This is a genomic window from Geomesophilobacter sediminis, assembly GCF_016458275.1.
GTDB lineage: Bacteria > Desulfobacterota > Desulfuromonadia > Geobacterales > Geobacteraceae > Geomesophilobacter > Geomesophilobacter sediminis.
On sequence record NZ_JAEMHM010000014.1, the window covers coordinates 141852 to 160818 of the forward strand.

Here is an 18967-nt window from a genome sequence, read left to right on the forward strand (position 1 = left end):
CATTGCTTGGAGTGGAGCTGGTAGCTCGCGTCAGGGGCGGAAGACGCGACGGTTCCCGGTTCTGGCAATGGCAGCTCGACCAGGAAGCGTCCGGCGCTGACTGCGTCAGTACCGCCATCGATCATTGATTGTCGGTCATTGATCGTTGAACTTACTGCCTCGCCTTACGCTGAAACTTGTAATAGTACATGCGCGAGTCGGCAAGCTTCAAGGTGGGGAGCAGGTCGGCGCTGGTTGCGGCCGTCGCCGATCCGATGGAAAGGCTCAAAGTGTAGTCGCTGTTTTCCCCTTCGTTGATGCGTGCCTGGTAGTCCCGGACCCGCTTCACGGCCTCTTTCACGGCATCGGTGTCGGTATCGGGGAGGATCACGGCGAACTCGTCGCCGCCGATCCGCGCGATGACGTCCTCGGCGCGGAACGCCTCGCGCAACGCCTGGGCCGCCTGCTTGATCAGCCGGTCCCCTTCTCCGTGCCCGAAACCGTCGTTCACGTGCTTGAGCCCGTCCACGTCGGCGATGACGATGCTGACCGGATAGTGACGGCTGTGCATCACCCGGTCCAGCTCGGTGTCGAAATAGGCACGGTTGAAAAGGCCGGTCATGGAGTCGTGGGTGCTCACATAACGGAGGTTTTCCTCGATGTACTTCCGCTCCGTGATGTCGCTGCAGGTGCCGGCGACCCGAAGCGCCCTCCCGTCCCCTCCGCGGGCAACCACCTTGCCCCGCTCCAGGAACCAGACCCATGACCCGGTCTTGGTCTGCATCCGGTACTCCGCCTCGTAGGCGTGGGTGACCCCGGCGAGGTGCTCGTCCAGGACCGCCTTCAGTGCGGGCCAGTCCTCCGGGTGCACCAGGTTGCGCACCGCCTGTGCGGTCGACGCCACCTCTCCCGGCTCGAAGCCGAGGATCTCGAAGTAGCGGGCGCTGGCCTGAAGTTCCCCGGTCGCCACGTTCCAGTCCCAAAACCCGTCCCGGCTTCCTTCCAAAACCAGCTTCAGCCGCTCTTCGCTTTCCTGGAGGGCCTGTTCGGTCTGGGCCCGCTTCCGTTCCAGCGCGAAATTGTCCAGGGCAAAGGAGATGTTCGCGGCCATCTCCTGTAAAAGACCCACCATCTCCTTGTCGAAGAACCCCTTTTCCTGTGAGTACACCTTGAGCGCGCCGACCTCGCCCTCCTCCAGGACCAGGGGGAAGGTGGCCGAGGCGGCGATGCCGAAATTGCGGGCGGATTCGTGCCAGGGAGCGGTAGTGGGATCGGCGTGGAAGTCGTTGCAGATATAGGGGATGCGGGCGCGGAGCGCCCGGCCGGTCGGCCCCTGTCCCTCCTGGACCGACTCGTCGATGGAAACCTTGAGCGAGCGGACGTAACGCTCGGCCGTGCCGCTGAAGGCAACCGGGCGCAAAAGGCCGGTCGCGCGGTCCGGCAACCCGATGCAGGCGAGGCAGAACCGGCCGTACTTGACGGCGATCCGGCAGATCTCCTGGAACAGCGCGTCCCGGCTCTTGATCTTGAGGATGGCTTTGTTGGTATGGCTCAGGGTCTGGTAGAGATTGCTGAGGCGGGTCAGTTTTTCCTCGGTGCTCTTTCGGCCGGTAATGTCGCGCAGCATCTCGACGGCGCCGATGATGTTCCCGCTGCCGTCGCGCAAAGGGGAGGCGACGGTCTCCATCACCTTGAGGTCGCCCTGGACGGTGAGGCGCCGCTCCTCGACGCGGGTCTCGCCATCGTTCATGCAGGCGGCGATGGGACAACCGAAACAGGGGATCTCCCGGTTACTGTAGGCAAGGTGGCACTTTTCGCCGACGTGCTCCCCGAAAAGCCCCACCATGACCGGATTCTGGTAGATGATGCGGAGCTCCCGGTCGTGAACGCTGATCCCGGCCCCCACCGAAGCCAGGACCCCCTCGGCAAAGGCCTTTTCCTGCTCCATCTGGGAAAATTGCTCGATCAGGCGCCTCGCCTCGTCGTCTGTGGCTTTTCGTCCCAAAACGGCGAGCATCTCCCGCACTTTCTCCTCGATTAGAGCGAGGGTTTGCTGGCTCAGCGGGTATTGAGCGTGAATGTTGCCGGACCACACGGACGCCGCTGTACTCATAGTGCCTCCCTCGGAAGCGTTTTCGCTGCTCTGACGGCGGAAACCGAAGTCATTGCATCGGAGAATTCCCTCGCGATCCGAAAATGAATAGTGAGGGGTATTATATCTCAAACATCCAAGTTGTGAATATCCTGTTACTGCTGCGACGGATTATTTAACCTGACGCGACGGGGACGCACTTTTATCGGATGAATCATCACGGCCGCTGAAGTACCGGCAAAACAGACAGCAAAACGTGACCAAAAGTCCAGTTTGAAGAGCCGGAATGGTAATTGGTAACAGTTTAGTTGATCGATTGACATGAATCTCTTTTTAAGTACCATTTGCCTCTGTGCTGCACCGAACCGCCCTTGAATCAGGAAGTACCATCAGTCAGGCATTCCCGTCCTTTCCGAGCCCAGCCATGTCCAAAACCGTCTCCGTGATGACCTACAACGTGCACAGTTGCATCGGCATGGACGGCAAAGCGGCCCCGCTGCGGATCGCCGAGGTCATCGACCGGTGCAATCCCGACCTGGTCGCCCTCCAGGAGCTCGACCTGGGGCTGGCGCGCACCTCGCTCATCGACCAGGCCCACGTGATCGCCACCGCACTCAACATGTCCTACCACTTCCACTCGTCCATCCGCCTCGAAGAAGGGGGATACGGCAATGCGGTCCTCAGCCGTTTTCCCCTGCGCCTGATCAAGGCGGGGCCGGTGCCCACGACCCCGTGCCGGGAATGCTTTGAGCGGCGCGGTGCGCTCTGGGTGGAAATCGAAGCGGAAGGGGGGCTTTTCCAGATGCTGGCCACCCACTTTGGCCTCAACCGAGCCGAGCGGCTGGCCCAGGCCGAGGCAATCGTCGGGCCGGAATGGCTGGGGCATCCGGACTGCCGCACCCCGGTGCTGCTGTGCGGTGATTTCAACGCCCTGCCCGGCTCGGGCGCCTATCGCCGCATCACGTCCCGGTTGCGCGACGGCCAGCGCCTGGCGCGCCGCCTCCCGTGGCCGACCTGGCCGGTACGTTTGCCCTTCATGTGCATCGACTACGTGTTCGTCTCATCCGAGGTACGGGTAGTGAGCGTCGCGGTCCCGCGCAACCCCTTGACCCGGGTGGCTTCGGACCACTTCCCGCTCCTGGTAACGGTGGAGTTGCCATGACGATTCTCAAGGAAGGGGTGAATTGCCTGGGAACCTTCCCCACCGACCGGTGCAGCCTGCTGGTCGACGGCGCCGACTACTACCGCGCCTTCTACCTTGCCGCGCGAAAGGCCCGCCGCTACATCCTGCTGGCGGGATGGCAGTTCGACACCGAAGTCCGCCTGCTCCGCAATTCAGAGGCCGAGGGTAAGGATGTGCAGTTTCTGCACGTGCTGGAACGGCTCTGCGCCGAGACACCGGAACTGGAGATTTACCTTCTGGCCTGGGATTTCAGCCTGGTCTTCACCATGGAACGGGAGTGGTTCCAGAGCATCGTCTTCAACTGGACCACCAACCAGAGAATCCACTTTCTCTTCGACGCCAACCACGCGGTCGGTGCCACGCATCACCAGAAGTTCGTGGTCATCGACGGGGAAATCGCGTTCCTGGGGGGGATGGACATCTGCTCGGCGCGCTGGGACGATCGGTACCACCGGGAGGAGAATCCGGGCCGCACCGACATTGACGGCAACCCCTACGGCTCCTACCACGATGTCCAGACCTACCTGACCGGGGCGGTGGTTCGGGAACTGGTAGATTTGTTTGCGGAACGCTGGGGCAATGCCGGGGGAGGAGCCCTTTCCTTCCCGGCGGTTCCGGAAGCGTCTGCCCCGGAAGAGCCGCCCGGGGCGCTGCCGATGGGCGCGGAGCGAGTTGCCCTCAGCCGGACCCGCGCCCGCTGCAGCGTCCCGCCTCTGGAGCCGGTCCACGAGATACGGCGTCTCTTCATCGACGCGATCCTGGCGGCGGACTCGCTCATCTACCTGGAGAACCAGTATTTCAGCTCCCACGCCATCTACTGGACCCTCATCAGCCGGATGTCCGCTCCCGGCCGGAGCCGTCTGCAGATCGTGATGGTCCTGCCGGAGCGGCTGCCGTTCACCGAGGAGCTGTTCCTCGGGGTGCCCCAGATGAAGATGCTTCTGGCCCTGCAACGGATTGCCCGGGAGACCGGGCACCGGCTCGGCCTGTACTCAACCCGCTGCTCGGTGCCGGAGGAGGGCAAGATGACCTTCATCCATTCCAAGCTCCTGCTGGTGGATGACCGCTTCCTGACCGTGGGATCGGCGAATCTCACCAACCGGAGCATGGGACTGGATACGGAGCTGAACGTGAGCTGGGAGGCGGATCCGGAGCGGGAGCCCGGGCTGGCGGCATCGATCCGGCAGGTGCGTTGCTCGCTTTTGGCGGAGCACGCGGGATGGTTCGGGATGGGGCGGGAGGATGAGTTCAGCTCGCTGGAGGGGCTCTGGGCACGACTCGAAAAACTGGCCGACGATCCCCAATGCCGCCTTTGTCGCTATGCCCCGGAGAAGGGGCTGGAAGGGAAGGATCTTTACCAGGTGCTCGAGCCGGTAACCCGGGTGGTAGACCCGGAAAGGCCGTTGGACGAGGAGTTTCTTTTCGAGGAGATCACCCGCCAAAACGGTGCCTTCGCCAAGGGGATCCTGGTGCTGAGCCACCTGATTTCGGTGCTGTAGCCCGTCTTGGCGAAAACGACCGGAAGGTTTGCTTCGGCAAACGTAAAGCGGCCGCCCGAAATGCTCGGGCGGCCGCTTGCGTCTTTGGCGGGTTGATGGCGGTCAGATGACGTCCAGGGTGGCTCCCCAGTTGTCGCGCATCTGGATGCGGTAGAGAGCGTTTACCCCCTGCACTTCGTAGGTGATCTGATCCGCCTCTTCGGTGGTCAGCCCGATTTTGGGACGCACCCCCATCCAGTGGGTTTTCTCGCCCGCAGGGCTCTCCAACGGCCTGGGGAGGGGCGGCCCGGGCTTGTACTTATGCTCCATGAACACGGCGGCCTCGTACTGGTTGCCGTGCCTCACGACGCAGATCTCGAGTAACGCCCCGGTATTCTGGAGCACCCTTTCGAGAATGACTTCCCGGACTTCCATGTCCGCAGGCATATCCAAGTAAATACTCATTTTGGTCTCCCCTACCTTTCAAACAGTAGTCGTGCTGCTAGGTGATATCGGCTGAAACGATCCCCGGCTTTAAAAAAAAATTCCGTTCCGGTACCGTTGCCTAAAGTAAATGCCCCACCTGTTACCGGTCCGGCTTCAGCCGGTCCCGCAGCCGGTATACCTGCCACAGCTTCGATGCCTGCCGGATGAAGTTCAGGGCGCGATATTTGATCCACTTTGCCTCGGTCATAGGTGTCCCCTCTCAATGCCTTGCTGCAGGAGAACTCATTCGTCGCTGGCGGTGCCCGGGATGGGTAAAAAAGCGCCGTGGGAGAGGAGGACTCCGTTCACGGCGCAGGTACGGTATGGGACGAACCCCTTTGGCAGCTCATTGTCATTTGTCTGTACAACAAGGATGCCAAGATCTCGCGGCCGACGACTTTTGCGTAAGTTATTGACCTGGCAGATGATTTGCGCCAAGGCCGTCGATGTGCCGGGCCGGGTGGTGACAACGGTTGAACAGCACGCAGGAGGGGTTTCCTCCCTGGGAGGAGGGGGGACGTGGAAGTTTCTCCCGGTATTTCTGATATTTGCCCGTATGCCTGGGCGGTACCAAGTTTTGAACAGCCGGCGGGTTTTGAACACAAGGGGGGCACGAGTTCACGAGCAGCACTGTGGGGAAATTTACTATTGGTGCCCCGGAATGGACGGAAGAACCAAAAAAAAGCGCCGTGGGAGAGGAGAACTCCTTTCACGGCGCAAAAGTTGTTAGTTCGGTTCTTGCTCGTCGTTTCGTCGTCGACAGCTATCTCACTACAAGTTAGGTGCCAATTCGGCCGGCATTGGGGGTGATCGTGTAAGTTGCCGTTTGGGCGAAGTTTTTGCCTGGTCCCGTTTCCGCCTTCAGTATGGCGGTCTTTATCCCCCTTTGAACAGCCCGCCCTTTCTCATGGGACGTTCAGCCGTGTTTTTCAGCTAGTTACGTTCATGATGCCGGTAGTCACGTTTTGAACAGGTGAGCAGAAGATGAGCAGCTCCCCTCTTTGCAGCGACATTCCGGAAATAAAAAAGGTGAGCCCTCGCGGACTCACCTCATGACCACCCTGTGCTGCCGGGACTGTTCCCGCTACACCCGTACCAATTCGTACTGGCGCGATCCCATCCCGATCTTTTCCGCGTGTTCCAACTGGACTTCCCAGTCAATGTCGGGGTGCACCCCGCGGAACTTGTCTCCCCCCGGCTCGTGGCCGCTGGCCAAAGCGGTGTCCTGGTTGCCGCGCGCGTTGTTGACCAGGTCGGCGCAGGCCTGGTCCAGGGCGACCGGATCGGTCGAGGCGGTGATCCCGATGTCGTTGACGATCGGGGCGTCAGCGTGGCCGTAGCAGTCGCAGGCCGGGGAAACCTGGGTGATGAAGTTCAGGTACAAAACCTTTCCCTCCTTGCCCAGAACCGCCCCCTTGGCGTACTCCGCCATCTTGCGCATGAGCACCGAGGCATTCTCGTTCCATTGGATGTTGATCGCCTTCTGCAGGCAGGCGGTGACGCAGCGCCCGCAGCCGACGCAGGCCTTCGGATCGATCTGGGCGCCCCCTTCGAGAACCGCGATGGCATTGTGGGCGCAGGCCTTGAGGCAGAGGCCGCACCGATTGCAGAATTTCTGGGCGACCTTGGGTGCCACGGTGGAGTGCTGTTGCAGTTTGCCGGTGCGGCTCGAACACCCCATGCCGAGGTTCTTGAGCGTGCCACCGAAGCCGGTCAGCTCGTGGCACTTGAAGTGGGAAAGCACCACCAGGGCGTCCGCCTCGACGATCTCGGTGCCGATGCTCACCTTCTTGAGCAGCTCTCCGTTGATTTCCACGTCCACCGCCGTGTGGCCGCGCAGCCCGTCCAGCATGATGAGCGGAGCCCCGACCACCGCATAGGCAAACCCGTTTTCCACGGCGCAGCTCAGCGCCGAAACCGCCTCCTTGCGCTCGCCTACGTAAAGGGTGGAGGAGTCGGTGAGAAACGGCCTGGCGCCGGTGGCCTTGATCTCCTCGACCACCCGGCGCACGAAAATCGGACGGATGAACGTATGGTTGCCCCGCTCGCCGAAGTGAAGCTTCACCGCCACCAGGTCCCCCTGGGCCAGACTCTCGCGGCAACCGGCCTCTTTCATGAGGCGAGCTATCTTGTCGAAAAGGTTTTCCCGGGCGCCGGCGCGCATGTCGGCAAAAAACACTTTGCTGCTCATAAAATTCCCCTTTCCCTTTGTTTACTTAAGGTCAGCGCTTTGTATCACATATCTGCCAGCGCTTCAATGAGGATGCCGCCCTGGATCCTTCTGTTTGAGGCGTTGAGGTTAGCTCAATGATGTACGGGAGATAAAGATTAGCGCGGCGGCGGTCTTGTTTTAAGTTTTTGTTGCGGCGTTTGACAAATATGTTATTTATTAAAAATCTTCCGCGGGGGTGGTTTTAATGATTGAGTGTGATGAGCGTGAATTCTGGGTGATGGGCCTGGGGGCCAATGTGGAGCGGGGTGCGATCATCTGCAGTTACCTCGCCGAGGGGGGGCACCGCTGCCGGACTGCGAAACTCCCGGAGCTGGGCACCTGCACCCCGAGGGCGATCCTGCTCGATATCTCCCCGTACTCGGATGACGGGTGGGGGATGCTGCTGGAGATCAAGAAGAACCCGCAGACCCGGGACATCCCGGTCCTTCCGGTTTATCTGAGCGAGGCGGGGCAGGTTGGCGTGGTTTTCCCGGTGGCGGGCTTTTTCACCCTGCCGATTGAAAACGCCTACGTGAACAAGAAGCTGACCAACCTGGGGCTGACCGACGAATCCGAGGACTACGACCTCCAGGTGATGCTGGTGACGCGCCGCGGCGAGGAGCCTTTGCAAAAGGTGCTGGAGAAGACCGGCTTCGAGATCGTCAACGCCTATACCGGCAAGGAAGCCATTGCGGTCGGCACCACCGTGCATCCATACATGGTGTTCAGTTCGCTGATGCTGCCGGACATGGCCTCCTTCGAGCTGTTGGAGCGGCTGCGGCTTTACCCGCAGACCCGCAACATCCCGTTTTTCGTGCTTTTGAAGGACACCATGGAAGAGGGGGAGAAGCAGGCGATGAGCCGTGCCATCGACCACCTGGTCCGCAAGAACTGGCTCACCCGGGCCGAGTTTCTGGCCTTCTTCAAGAAGTCCGCGTAAGCGGGCATCACGACAGAAGCAAAAAGCCCCGGAGGTTTCGCCTCCGGGGCTTTTTCTTAGGCGGAATAAGTATGGATTCGGGCAAAAAAACATGTTATAAACCGGCCTCATGAACTGCACCGACGCGCTTACGGCACTTAATATTATCGTTGCTACCCTCGGTCTGATGTTCATTGGCATTACGATCTACGAATACGTGCGCCTGAAAACGATCAGGAACGACTTCGAAAACCTCAGCAAGCGCCTTCGTGAGGAAAACATTGCCGCCCAAAAGGCGATGCACCGTATCATAGCGAGTTACTCTCTTTCTGATCCTTTGGGTAAGATTGAGCTTTTAGAGTCGGCCGAAAAGATAGATCCGACAGCATTCAACCTCTATAACAGCATCGGATATGCCTGGTTGAGCAAGGGTGAGCAGGTCCGTGCGGCTAATGCCTTCCGGGAAGCCACGCGGCTCCATCCCAACGACAAGGCAGGATACTTCGATCTGGCGTATGTGTATGTCCTGATGAACCAGCCTGACCTGGCTCTGGAATGCCTGGAACGGGCGGTGCAGGTAGATCCCTCCTCGGCGGCAGATCTCAAAGACAACCCGCAATTCGCTGCAATCTCGGCAGAAACACGCTATCAAAGGCTGACCGCGCGACCGTAGGAAAAAGCCCCGGAGAGACCGACTCCCGGGGCTTTCGTGCGCCGTTTTGCCATCTTGGTTATATCTTCACCGTCTTGTACAGGAAATTCTTGAACCTGAAGAACCGCTTCCGTTCTTCCTCGTCTCCTTGCGGATCCCCGGTCACCGCCTTGAGCGCCCGGGCGATCTCGGGCATGCTCTTGCCGGCCTGGGCCCGGCACTTCTCCACCACCAGCCGCACCACGTCGCGCGAGATCTGGCTTTTGGAATACGGCTCGTACACCGCCATCCAGAAGTCGCTTCCTGCCGCGATCTCTTCCATGATCCCCTGCGCCACCTCCCCGGTCAGCCGCTCCGACGCCGGCGGGCTCTGGTCCCGCATCCCGTCGCGGATTGCCTGCATGATGTTCTCACCGGTCACCACTTTTCCGGTCCGGAAGAAAAGCGCCCGCAAAAGGATCGAGCGCAGTTCGCGGATGTTCCCCTTGTAGTGGTGGGCCACCAGCGCGTCTTTGGCCTCTTTCGAAAGCAGCGGTGCGTCTTCGCGCGCCTCTTCGCGGCTGCGGTAGGTGCGGTAGAGCTTGCCGAGGAAGTGGGTGGCGAGGTCGGGGATATCCTCGCGCCGCTCGTTGAGCGAGGGGACCACCACGGAAAGCTCGGTGAGGCGGTGGTAGAGGTCCTCCCGGAAACGCCCCAGGCTGATCTCCTTCTGCAGGTCCTTGTTGGTCGCCGCGACGAGGAGCACGCGGCTGATCCGCTCCCGGTTCTCGCCCAGCCGGACGAAGCCGCCGTTGTCCAGAAAGCGTAGCAGCTGCACCTGGGTCTTCGGATCGGCGTCGCCGATCTCATCCAAAAAGACGATCCCGCCGCTTGCCTCCTCCAGGATCCCTTTCCGGTCGCTGTAGGCCCCGGTGAACGCCCCCTTGATATGCCCGAAAAGCTCCGAATAGGTGAGGTCCCCGCCGTAGGCGGCGATGTTGGTCTTTTTCACCGGGAGCTCGCCCCCCGGGTTGATCTCCTGCCGGTAGAGCTCGTTGAGCTTGTTGTAGAGGTTGTTGAAGAAGAACTCCTTGCCGGCGCCGGTCTGCCCCTGCACCAGGATGGAGGGGAGCCCGATGGTCGCCTCCTGCAGCACGTTGCGGCTCCAAAGCGCGATCCGGTTGGAGAGCGGGCGGGAAACCGTGTTGATGAACTCGACGATCTCCTGTGATTTTCGGCTGTTGCCGATGATGTTGCCCAGCCGGTAGGAGGAGACCTGCGGGTCCTTGTAGGCGACGTCGGTCTGCAGCCGGTTCACCTCGTACTGCAGGCTCTCGATCCTCTTGAGGTCGGAGATGTGCCGCGAGGTCAGCCGGTCGATGAGCTGCAGGATCCGCTTGTGCTCCTCGGTGAAGTACCCCTCGTGCAGCGAGTTCAGGCAGATGACCGCGATGACCTCGTCGTCGGCGATCACCGGGACCGCCATCTCGCTCTTGATCAGCTCACTCATCAGGCGGTGGAACCCCTCGTGCTGATCCACGTCCCACACCCGGCCGATCATCTTGGGCTGCTTGGCCCAGGCGACGAACCCGGTAAGGCTTCGCTCGGAATCGGAGAGTTCCGGCCCCCCGACCTTGAAGGGGGGGATCTTCTTCTTGAGCCATTCCTTGTTCTTCGCCCCGACGATGTTCCCTTCCTCGTCTTCGACGATCAGCCACTTCTCCCCCTCGCGTTCCTCGACGATGGCGATACTGCCGGTGTCCGCGCCGATCAGCTCGGTCGCCTTGGAGAGGACCTTGGTCAGGAAGGGGTGGAGCCCCTCGTTGCGCTCCTGCAGCAGGTCGGAGATCTCGGAGAGGACCTTGATCTCGAGGTGCTCGCCGCCGACCTCGTTGATGACCCGCTCCACCATCTCGGCGTGGGTCTGCAGAAGCCCCATCTCGAAGTCGTTGAAGCGGCTCACTTCGCGGGTGTAGTAATTGATCAGGCAGATGAGCCGGCGCGTCTCGGGAACGTAGCGCGGGACGAGATAGAGGGTGCGCAGCCCCATCTGTTCGATCAGGGCACGGCGCTGCAACTTCTCGTCGCGCAGGTCCTCGATGAAGAGCGGCTTGAGGAGCCGCTCGTCGGTGATGATCCCGTGTTCGTTCACGTAGCGGGAGACGAGCGAGCTCCCCTCGGTGAGGTCGATCCCCCCGACCGTTTCGTAATGGGCTTTCAGCTCCGGGTCTTCGGCGTGGCTGGCCAGTACCTCCATCCCGCGGTCGGCGGGAACGAGCACCGACGCGAGGGTCAGCCCGTCGATGAGCCTTACCGCCGAGCGGACCATGAAGCCGGCCGCCTCGCGCCGCTTGTAGAGTTCGACGCGGCGGGCAAGGAGGAGCTGCTGGTGGTATTTGCGGGCTTGATCGACCCGCTCGCCGGCCTGGTTGAGGAAGGGGCTGAGCTGGGCGATCTGATCGGAGGGGAGAGACGGGCCGTCGACGCAGACGACGCCGATCGATTTCCCCTGGCTGGTGACCGGGAAGAGCGTGGTGCCGTCGATGCCGAAGCGGCCGGAGAAGTCCCGGTCCATGGGAAGCCCTTTTTCTGCCGGGTTGCGATAGTCGCCACGCTGCTGGGTCACGAAGGTATGGGAGACCGCCGCTTCGCTGGAGATGATGGGGAAGGTTTCCTCCCGGATCTCCGAACTGAAGGGGCCGCAGCAATAGGCGCAGGAGAGCGCGCCGCGGGTGAGGTCTTCGAGGTAGATCCGCACCCGTTCCAGGGAGGAGACCAGGCGCACCCCTTCCCCCACCATGTGGAGCATCTCGTCCAGATTCTCTTTGCCAAAGGAAGCGATCTTGTCGGCGATTCTCGCCAACTGTCCGTCAGTAGCCGTCACGGGAACTCCTGAGTAGAAAAATTACACACTGGGTAACTTTACCCGAAAGCGCAAACGAGATGCAAGGGCAATGAGCAACCTGATTAGCGGCAATCTTCAGATGATCCCTCTCCCCCCGGGAGAGGGTGCCCGAGGGGCGGGTGAGGGAAGGTGCTCCGTGGCAGATCCCCTCACCCCGACCCTCTCCCAGAGGGAGAGGGAGGTGTCGGTGGCCTGGTATGAAGAGACGCTTAGCAGCAAGAGCAATGTGGAATATAGGGGGGGAATGTGGGATGTGCGGGGATGTCGGAGTCGTCAGGAAGGTGTTGTCGCGATGGGAGAAGGGGGGGGGAGGTACCGTCGGCCATCTGAGTTACGGCAAACAGGCTTGGCTGTGCTGCTCTTTGCTCATCGCTTACTGCTCATTGTTGAAGAACTCCCGCTCCAGCTCTTCGATGTAGAACCGGTCCAGGCCGGAGTTCTGGAGGAAGTCCTCGCGCAGCTCGTTGTTTTTTTCCTCGATGATCCGGGGGAGGAGGTTCTGGATGTAGAAAACCTCCTTCTGCACCGTCAGCACCGCCTCGTGGAAGAGGTGCTGTGGGATCTCGGCGTTGAAAACTCCCTTGTGGGCGAGCTCGCGCGCCACCTCGCGGCGCAGGGCCTCCTGGTCGGCGGCGGTGCTGTAGCGCGAGTAGAAGGTGCGGATCCGCTCCTTGATCTGCTCGCGCAACGTGATGTGCAGCCGCTCCTCGAAGTCGATTCTCAGCAGCTTTTCCACCAGGTCCTTGATGGAGAGCCGGCTTTCCTGGATCAGGGCGAGACCCTTGGCGAGCTCGGTGATTTTCTTGCGCCCGTAATTGCCGAGGTAGCGGTCTTCCAAAACCCCGGTCAGGAAGAGCTGCTCGAATATCTTGGGGGAGAGCTCGTCGAAGGCGTTTTTGTGCCCCAGGACGGAGCGGATGTGGTCCTCGGTGACCTTCACGTTTTCCATGAAGGCGAGGTTGTTGATCATCGAGGCGGTCGAGTCGTAGCGGTCGAAATAGGTGATGATATAGGAGAAGCCGTCCAAAAGCGAGATGTCGGCTCCGTCCCGGATCTTCTCGTCGCAGCTTCGCCCCGCCTCCAGGAGCATCTCCTCGAAGGCGCGGTCGCGGCTGTCGGCGGCCTTTTTCTTCGCCCAGAGGAGCTTCAGCATGTCCTCGGTCTCGATCGAGCTCTCGATCTCCCGCTCGGAGAGGAAGATCCCGGCGATGATCTCGCGGGTCTCGGTGAGGTAGCTCTTTTCTTCCTGGTGCTCCGGCTTGGGCTCGGCCTTCAACATCGAGTCGATGGTGTAGAAGAGGGCGCCCGGAATCTTCTTGCGCACCGAAAGGGTCTTCAGGCGGGTCAGCCGCGCGTTGTCGAACTTGCCGACCTCCCCTTTCAGGTGACAGGCGGTCAGCACCTTGCGGTATTCGTCCACGATGCGCCGGTTGTCGGGGTGCCGGTACATGACGTCGATCCGCATCCGCTCCTGCTGGTATCGGTCGATCCGGTGCCGGTCGGCGACCTCGGTCAGGCTCCGGAATTCCGGTTCGGGGATCTTCTTGTTGGCGAGGTAAAGCGAGCGGAAGGCGTCCCGGTATTCCCGGTGCCCGAGATGGATCAGCTTGAAGAGGAGCAGGTGGGCGGTCGGGTCGTCGAGAAGATAGAGGATCTCCCGCACGATGGCGTCGTCGTTGCCTTCCCCCACCGCCGGGGAGCGCTTGAGCGCCTTACCCAGGACCCGGATGATCCGTTCCTGCTGTTCCTGGATCGTGCCGGAGAAACCGGCGGCGGAGACGGTGAAGAAATAGTTGAGGACGGCGTTGCCGTCGAAAAAGATCTTCTCGTAGCTTTGGTGCCCCTCGGTGGTGGGGCTGAAGCTCAGCGTCCCCCCGTCGCGGTATCCGGTGCCGTAGAGGACGAGGCGGTTGCTGACGTCCTCCTTGACCAGGTCGGCCAGGGGTTGTTCCACGCCGAACATGTACTCGCAGCAGAAGCCGCCGTTGCCGCGGTAGCTGACGCCGGAGCGGTCGATGATGAATTCGTTTCCCGGGGAGAAAAAGCGGATGCCGTCGGCGTCGCTTTGGCCGGCGTTATAGAAATAGCGGCCGTAGGCATCGGCGCCGGCGGCGATTGCCGTGAATTCGATGACCTCGTTGGCGTAGCCGTGCAGTCTAATGTCTTTGAACATCAGCCGTCTGCCTTTCCCGCGGGACCTAAAGCTCGATCCGCATGCCGTCGTAGGCGAACTCCACCCCTTGCGGGAGCCGTTCACCATCGGCGTGCAGAACTTCGTGGGTCAGGTGGGTGAGAAGGGCGCGCCGCGGGCGCAACTTCTCGATCACCTGGAGGGCCCCCTCGACGTTGAAATGGTTCGGATGGGGGGTGTAGCGCAGGGCGTCGATAACGAGGAGATCCAGCCCTTGGAGCAGCTCCATTGAGCGGTCGGGAATGGAACTGCAGTCGGTAAGATAGGCGGCGTTGTCGAACCGGTAGCCGGTCGCCGGATAGGCGCCGTGGTTGAGCGGGATCGGGACGATGTGGCAGCCGAAAAGGTCGAGCGCCGTCTCGATCGGAAACGCTTCGAGCAGGGGAGAGTACCCCTCCGAAGTCAGGTCGTCGAAGATGTAGTTGAAGGTGGCCCTGACCTTCTGCAGCGTGTCCGCGCTTCCGTAGCACGGGATGAGCTTGCGGTGCAGGAAATGGAAGCCGCGCAGGTCGTCGATGCCGTTGATGTGGTCGGCGTGGGTGTGGGTGAAAAGGACGGCGTCGACGCGCGGGAGCCCCTCCCGAAGCGCCTGCCTGCGGAAGTCGGTGCAGGTGTCCACCAGTATGTACTGCGCCCCGGACTGAACCAGGATGGAGGCGCGGGTCCTGTTGTCGCGCGGATCGTCGGAGCCGCAGACCCGGCAATGGCAGCCAACCATGGGGACCCCCGTGGAGGTGCCAGAGCCGAGGATGGTAATGATCATGAGCGCACCTGTCCCTCGGGATTCGGCTCAAACTAGCATGAATGGCGGAGGCTAGGCAAGGGCTTTATCCCTTGCGCCGCGCGGGTTTTGCCGTTACTATGAGGCTCTCCGTGCTTACTCGGTGCATATAACGGTCCGCCTCAAGGCTTCGAGGTCCTATGCGTATTGCATTCATCGCCCCGTTTTACTATCCGGCCCAAAGCGGCAATGCCGTAACCGTCCGCCGGATCGCCGCCGAGCTTGAGCGGCTGGGCTGTGCCGTGGAGGTATTCTCCATCGACCAGTTCTCCTCCGAGGAGCTCGTTGAGCGCCTGAAGCGCTTCCGCCCCGATTTTCTCCATGCCTTCCATGCCTACCGCGGCGGGAGGATGGCCCACGCCCTCGCTCGCGAGCTGCGGCTTCCCTTTCTGATCACCCTGACCGGTACCGACGTCTACCAGTCCCTCATCGACCAGCATGCCTTCATTACCCGCGAGGCGTTGCAGGGTGCGGTGCGCCTGGTGGCGTTCCATCCCAGCATCAAGCGCCGGGTCGCCGAACAGCTCCCCACGGTGGAGGACAGGATCGTGGTGATTCCGCAGGGGGTTCCGATCCCGGAAAAGACGGTGTCGGACCGCAAGCCGGCCGAGGTGGTCTTTCTCCTCCCGGCGGGGGTGCGGCGGGTAAAGAACGTCCTTTTCCCGCTGAAGCCGCTGGCCGAGCTTTATCAGCGGGAGCCGGGGATCCGTTTCGAGCTGGTCGGGCCGGTGCTCGACCCGGAATACGCCGTCGAGGTGCTGGATGCGATGGAGTCCTGTCCTTTTGCCCACTATCAGGGTGGCGTGCGGCATGACGAGATGACGGAACTCTACCGTGACGCCGATATCGTGATCAACTGCTCTCTGTTTGAGGGGGGGATGGCAAATGCCGTCCTCGAAGGGATGGCATATGGAAAGGCGCTGCTGGTTTCCGACATCGAAGGGAACCGGTCGCTGATCGAGGACGGCGTCACCGGTCTCCTCTATCGTGACGCCGCCGAGTTCGTGGAGAAGGCGCAGCGGCTCGTCACCGACCCCCGGCTGCGCGAGCAGCTCGGCCAGGCCGCCCGGACCTTGGTACAAACGAAATACCCTCCGGAACAGGAGGGTAGGGCATATTACGAGCTGTATCGGGAGATCTTGGGCAAGCCGTAGGCTGGTTTTCCAGCCAGCCGTCGACAGCGATGTCGCTCTTTTAACCGGTGGAGTGCCCTTTTCTGTGGGAGCGCCTTACCAGGCGCGATCCGCCGAAGGCGGTGACAACAGTTGTTAATCCCGCGTGGAAAGGCGCTTTCGCCGGGGAGTTGAGTTCTCCGGCTTCCAGAAACAGCTCTACCGCAGGTCAACCTTCCTCTTCCACGATCTCCGCTTCCACAACCGCTTCCATCCCCAATAGATCCCGGCTTTCCTGCCCGGGCAGTTCCTCGATCCCCTTCAATTTCTTCCCGATGCGCCTGGTCCGGCTGGCGGCGGTGTCGATGCTCGACGACGCCTCGTCGAGCTTCTTCCTGGTTTTGTCCAAAAGTACGCCGAACCCGGCAAACTCGGTCTTCACCGCGCCCAAAAGGCGCCAGACCTCGCTGGTGCGCTTCTCGATGGTGAGGGTCCTAAAGCCCAGGCTCAAAGAGGAGAGGAGGGCGGCGATGGTGGTGGGGCCGGCGACGATGACCTTGTATTGCCGCATCATGGTGTCGAAAACGCCGGGGCGGCTCAGCACGGTGGCGTAGGTCGCTTCGTTGGCCAGGAACATGATGCCGAAATCGGTGGTGTCGGGGGGGGAGAGGTACTTATCGCAGATGAGTTTGGCCATCAGGAGCACGGTCTTGTCGAGCTGGCGCGCCGCTTCCTGGACCGCCACCTGGTTCCCCTGTTCCTGTGCCTCGATCAGGCGCAGGTAGTCCTCCTGGGGGAACTTCGCATCGATCGGGAGCCAGAGCGGGCGGTCGTCCTTGCCCGGCAGGCGGACGGCGAACTCGACCCGCGCGTCGCTTCCCGGCTTGGTCGCCACGTTTTCCCGGTACTGCTCCGGTGTCAGGATCTGGGACAGGAGGTTGTGCAACTGGACCTCGCCCAGCGTGCCGCGCGTCTTTACGTTGGAGAGGACCCGCTTCAGATCGCCCACCCCGGAGGCCAGCGACTGCATTTCCCCCAGCCCCCGGTGTACCTGCTCCAGCTGCCCGCTCACCTGCTTGAACGATGCGCCCAGCCGTTTTTCCAGCGTCTCGTGGAGCTTCTCGTCGACCGTGGCGCGCATCTGTTCCAGCTTCTTCGCGTTGTCCTCCTGAAGCCATTTCAGCCGCAGCTCCACGGTTTCCCTCAGCTTGTCCATGCGCTGTTCGTTACTGGTGGTAAGCCCGGTGAGCTGCTGGGTGAACCCCTCCAGTTGCCCCTTCTGAAGCGATGCGATCTCAATCATCCGCTTTTGCACCGACTCGCCGAAGTGGCGGAAGTTCCCGGTGAGCTCCTCGCGGTTGCGCCCCAGCTCCGCAAGAAAGGTGCGCTCCAGGCGCTCCAGCCCCTTTTCGAGCTGGTCCAGACGCGGGTCGGCTGCCGGGCGTGCCGACTTGACCGCGCGGAAGCAAAGCAGGATGCCGGCCAGGATGGCAAGAAGCAGCAGGAGGACGATCAGCTGAAAGATGTCTGCGCTCATACCAGGTTGGCACCGTGGAGGAAAGCGATGAGTGCGCGGTTGAAGACGTCGGGGCGTTCCATGTTGACCATGTGGCCGGCCTTTTCGATGACGGTTATGCCCAAGCAGTCGGGAAGCCCCTTCTGGAACACCTCTCCCGAGTGGGGTGAGCCGGCCCGGTCCTCCGCTCCCCCTATGAAGGCGGTTGGCTGCTGGAAGCCGGGGAGAAGCGGAGTGTAATCTTTGCGGTCCCGCATGGCGAGGAGGCCGCCAGCCACCGCCTTGGGATCGGTGGCGCGCATCCAGGAGATCACCTGGGCGACCAGGTGGGGATTGGTCTCGACCGTGTCCGGTGCGAAGAGGAGCTCCGCGAAAAGCTTGGTGATCGGGTTGGAGCCCAGGCGTTCCGCCTCGGTGGCAAGCGCCGTCCGGCGGGCCTTGCCAGCTTCGTCGTCCGCGGCGCTTTTCGTCGCGATGAAGCAAGCCGCGGCGATCCGCTGCGGGTAGCGCTCCAGGAGGTTCTGCAGGATATAGCCCCCCATGGACATCCCGGCGATGGCAGCTTTTTCGATGCCCAAGGCTTCCATGAGGCCGACGGTGTAATCGGCGAAGGAGTCAATGGTAGGAGTTGCGCTAGGTAATTCACTTTCGCCGAAACCCGGAAGGTCAAAGGCAATGGCTCTAAAACCCGCCTGCGCCACGGCATTCAGCTGCGGCTGCCACATCTGACGGTTCAAAGGAAAGCCGTGAATGAGAAGTACCGCCGGGCCGGTACCTATTTCGTCGTAGGCAAGTTCTATCTCTTTGGATTTAACTCTCATAGTGAGGTCCTCTGTATCTGTAGAGGCTGTTTGGGTACGGGCTGGAAGGGCAAATCCCCCTTTTTCAAAGGGGGACTTCCAACCCTGCCTTAATTCAGCCAACTCGCCCTTTTTCAAAGGGGACTGCAAGGCCAGACTCCCCCCTTTGAAAAAGGGGGGCTGGGGGGGATTTGCCCTTAGCAATCTAATTCTCTAATCGGTTCATTCTTTCGAGAACCACCTGTAAGATCCGCTCGACAACCGCATCCGTTTCCAGCAACGCCTGCCTGTCATCAAAACGCAGCACCAACAGCCCCTCATTTGCCATCGCTTGGTCTCTGAGTTCATCAGTTTGCAAATGTGACGGTTCCTGATGCTGGCTCCCATCCAACTCAATGACAAGATTTGCCTTTGGGCAGTAGAAATCGGCGATGAAACCAAGAAGAGGTTTTTGGCGGTAGAACTGTGCTCCCGCAATCTGCTTATCTCTGATCCTCAGCCAAATGGATCTCTCTGCATCGGTCATTTCATTGCGTAGTTGTCGTGCGAGTCTTTTGAGGTTGCTGCCGTAGGGTTTCATATGATCCTCCGGCTATGGATCTGGAAGGCAAATCCCCCTAAATCCCAGTGTTGTCCGGTTAGCTTTTTGCTTTAAAAAAGTTGTTCAGTACAGTCATTTTTT

At 61.1% G+C, this 18967-nt stretch carries 14 protein-coding genes; 5 read left to right on the forward strand and 9 right to left on the reverse strand.

Going from position 1 to position 18967, the window contains the following annotated elements; translation table 11 throughout:
- Window positions 1-151: 151 nt before the first annotated feature.
- Window positions 152-2092: a sensor domain-containing diguanylate cyclase gene (locus tag JFN93_RS17390; protein WP_199385400.1), complete on the reverse strand. Its 1941-nt coding sequence runs from the start codon at window positions 2090-2092 to the stop codon at window positions 152-154.
- Between the two features lie 403 nt (window positions 2093-2495).
- On the opposite strand from JFN93_RS17390, the gene JFN93_RS17395 reads away from it, so the two are divergent.
- Both JFN93_RS17395 and JFN93_RS17400 read left to right on the forward strand, forming a co-directional pair.
- Window positions 2496-3233 (forward strand): endonuclease/exonuclease/phosphatase family protein, encoded by a 738-nt coding sequence (locus JFN93_RS17395; RefSeq protein ID WP_199385401.1) that lies wholly within the window; start codon window positions 2496-2498, stop codon window positions 3231-3233.
- Window positions 3230-4753 carry a phospholipase D-like domain-containing protein gene (locus JFN93_RS17400; RefSeq protein WP_199385402.1) on the forward strand — a complete coding sequence of 508 codons (1524 nt, stop codon included), beginning with the start codon at window positions 3230-3232 and terminating at the stop codon, window positions 4751-4753. Before JFN93_RS17395 ends, JFN93_RS17400 begins: the two co-directional genes overlap by 4 nt.
- A 102-nt stretch (window positions 4754-4855) precedes the next feature.
- Here JFN93_RS17400 and JFN93_RS17405 read toward each other — a convergent pair whose 3' ends face one another.
- A complete protein-coding gene (locus tag JFN93_RS17405; RefSeq protein WP_199385403.1) occupies window positions 4856-5197 on the reverse strand; it encodes a hypothetical protein in 342 nt (113 codons plus the stop codon).
- A 1105-nt stretch (window positions 5198-6302) separates the two neighbouring features.
- Entirely contained in the window at window positions 6303-7409 is a 1107-nt protein-coding gene (locus JFN93_RS17410) for a DUF362 domain-containing protein (RefSeq protein WP_199385404.1), read from the reverse strand.
- Window positions 7410-7635: 226 nt separating this feature from the next.
- Here JFN93_RS17410 and JFN93_RS17415 point away from each other — a divergent pair, with 226 nt between their 5' ends.
- Window positions 7636-8370, forward strand: coding sequence for a response regulator (locus JFN93_RS17415; protein WP_199385405.1), 735 nt, complete (start codon window positions 7636-7638; stop codon window positions 8368-8370).
- Between the two features lie 109 nt (window positions 8371-8479).
- Window positions 8480-9022 (forward strand): tetratricopeptide repeat protein, encoded by a 543-nt coding sequence (locus tag JFN93_RS17420; protein WP_199385406.1) that lies wholly within the window; start codon window positions 8480-8482, stop codon window positions 9020-9022.
- A 58-nt stretch (window positions 9023-9080) separates the two neighbouring features.
- Here the strand turns inward: JFN93_RS17420 and JFN93_RS17425 are convergent, their stop codons facing one another.
- The 3 genes from JFN93_RS17425 to JFN93_RS17435 form a co-directional block, all read right to left on the reverse strand.
- Window positions 9081-11864 (reverse strand): GPMC system transcriptional regulator, encoded by a 2784-nt coding sequence (locus JFN93_RS17425; RefSeq protein WP_199385407.1) that lies wholly within the window; start codon window positions 11862-11864, stop codon window positions 9081-9083.
- 394 nt (window positions 11865-12258) lie between these two features.
- Window positions 12259-14058 carry a TIGR04442 family protein gene (locus tag JFN93_RS17430; protein WP_199385408.1) on the reverse strand — a complete coding sequence of 600 codons (1800 nt, stop codon included), beginning with the start codon at window positions 14056-14058 and terminating at the stop codon, window positions 12259-12261.
- A 25-nt stretch (window positions 14059-14083) separates the two neighbouring features.
- Window positions 14084-14839 carry a GPMC system MBL fold metallohydrolase gene (locus tag JFN93_RS17435; protein ID WP_199385409.1) on the reverse strand — a complete coding sequence of 252 codons (756 nt, stop codon included), beginning with the start codon at window positions 14837-14839 and terminating at the stop codon, window positions 14084-14086.
- A 158-nt stretch (window positions 14840-14997) separates the two neighbouring features.
- Between JFN93_RS17435 and JFN93_RS17440 the strand changes: the two genes are divergently transcribed.
- Window positions 14998-16011 carry a GPMC system family 4 glycosyltransferase gene (locus JFN93_RS17440; RefSeq protein ID WP_199385410.1) on the forward strand — a complete coding sequence of 338 codons (1014 nt, stop codon included), beginning with the start codon at window positions 14998-15000 and terminating at the stop codon, window positions 16009-16011.
- Window positions 16012-16198: 187 nt separating this feature from the next.
- On the opposite strand, the gene JFN93_RS17445 is transcribed toward JFN93_RS17440, so the two are convergent.
- The 3 genes from JFN93_RS17445 to JFN93_RS17455 form a co-directional block, all read right to left on the reverse strand.
- Window positions 16199-17506 (reverse strand): DNA recombination protein RmuC, encoded by a 1308-nt coding sequence (locus JFN93_RS17445; protein WP_199385411.1) that lies wholly within the window; start codon window positions 17504-17506, stop codon window positions 16199-16201.
- Entirely contained in the window at window positions 17503-18306 is an 804-nt protein-coding gene (locus JFN93_RS17450; protein ID WP_199385412.1) for an alpha/beta fold hydrolase, read from the reverse strand. The genes JFN93_RS17445 and JFN93_RS17450 overlap by 4 nt, the downstream gene beginning before the upstream one ends.
- A gap of 184 nt (window positions 18307-18490) precedes the next feature.
- A complete protein-coding gene (locus JFN93_RS17455; protein WP_199385413.1) occupies window positions 18491-18865 on the reverse strand; it encodes an endonuclease domain-containing protein in 375 nt (124 codons plus the stop codon).
- Between the last annotated feature and the right edge of the window lie 102 nt (window positions 18866-18967).

What these genes read in the sequence shown, in the direction of transcription:
- JFN93_RS17390 (WP_199385400.1), bottom strand. Translation starts at nt 2,092, where the DNA reads ATGAGTACAGCGGCGTCCGTGTGGTCCGGCAACATTCACGCTCAATAC.
- JFN93_RS17395 (WP_199385401.1), top strand. Translation starts at nt 2,496, where the DNA reads ATGTCCAAAACCGTCTCCGTGATGACCTACAACGTGCACAGTTGCATC.
- JFN93_RS17400 (WP_199385402.1), top strand. Translation starts at nt 3,230, where the DNA reads ATGACGATTCTCAAGGAAGGGGTGAATTGCCTGGGAACCTTCCCCACC.
- JFN93_RS17405 (WP_199385403.1), bottom strand. Translation starts at nt 5,197, where the DNA reads ATGAGTATTTACTTGGATATGCCTGCGGACATGGAAGTCCGGGAAGTC.
- JFN93_RS17410 (WP_199385404.1), bottom strand. Translation starts at nt 7,409, where the DNA reads ATGAGCAGCAAAGTGTTTTTTGCCGACATGCGCGCCGGCGCCCGGGAA.
- JFN93_RS17415 (WP_199385405.1), top strand. Translation starts at nt 7,636, where the DNA reads ATGATTGAGTGTGATGAGCGTGAATTCTGGGTGATGGGCCTGGGGGCC.
- JFN93_RS17420 (WP_199385406.1), top strand. Translation starts at nt 8,480, where the DNA reads ATGAACTGCACCGACGCGCTTACGGCACTTAATATTATCGTTGCTACC.
- JFN93_RS17430 (WP_199385408.1), bottom strand. Translation starts at nt 14,058, where the DNA reads ATGTTCAAAGACATTAGACTGCACGGCTACGCCAACGAGGTCATCGAA.
- JFN93_RS17435 (WP_199385409.1), bottom strand. Translation starts at nt 14,839, where the DNA reads ATGATCATTACCATCCTCGGCTCTGGCACCTCCACGGGGGTCCCCATG.
- JFN93_RS17440 (WP_199385410.1), top strand. Translation starts at nt 14,998, where the DNA reads ATGCGTATTGCATTCATCGCCCCGTTTTACTATCCGGCCCAAAGCGGC.
- JFN93_RS17445 (WP_199385411.1), bottom strand. Translation starts at nt 17,506, where the DNA reads ATGAGCGCAGACATCTTTCAGCTGATCGTCCTCCTGCTGCTTCTTGCC.
- JFN93_RS17450 (WP_199385412.1), bottom strand. Translation starts at nt 18,306, where the DNA reads ATGAGAGTTAAATCCAAAGAGATAGAACTTGCCTACGACGAAATAGGT.
- JFN93_RS17455 (WP_199385413.1), bottom strand. Translation starts at nt 18,865, where the DNA reads ATGAAACCCTACGGCAGCAACCTCAAAAGACTCGCACGACAACTACGC.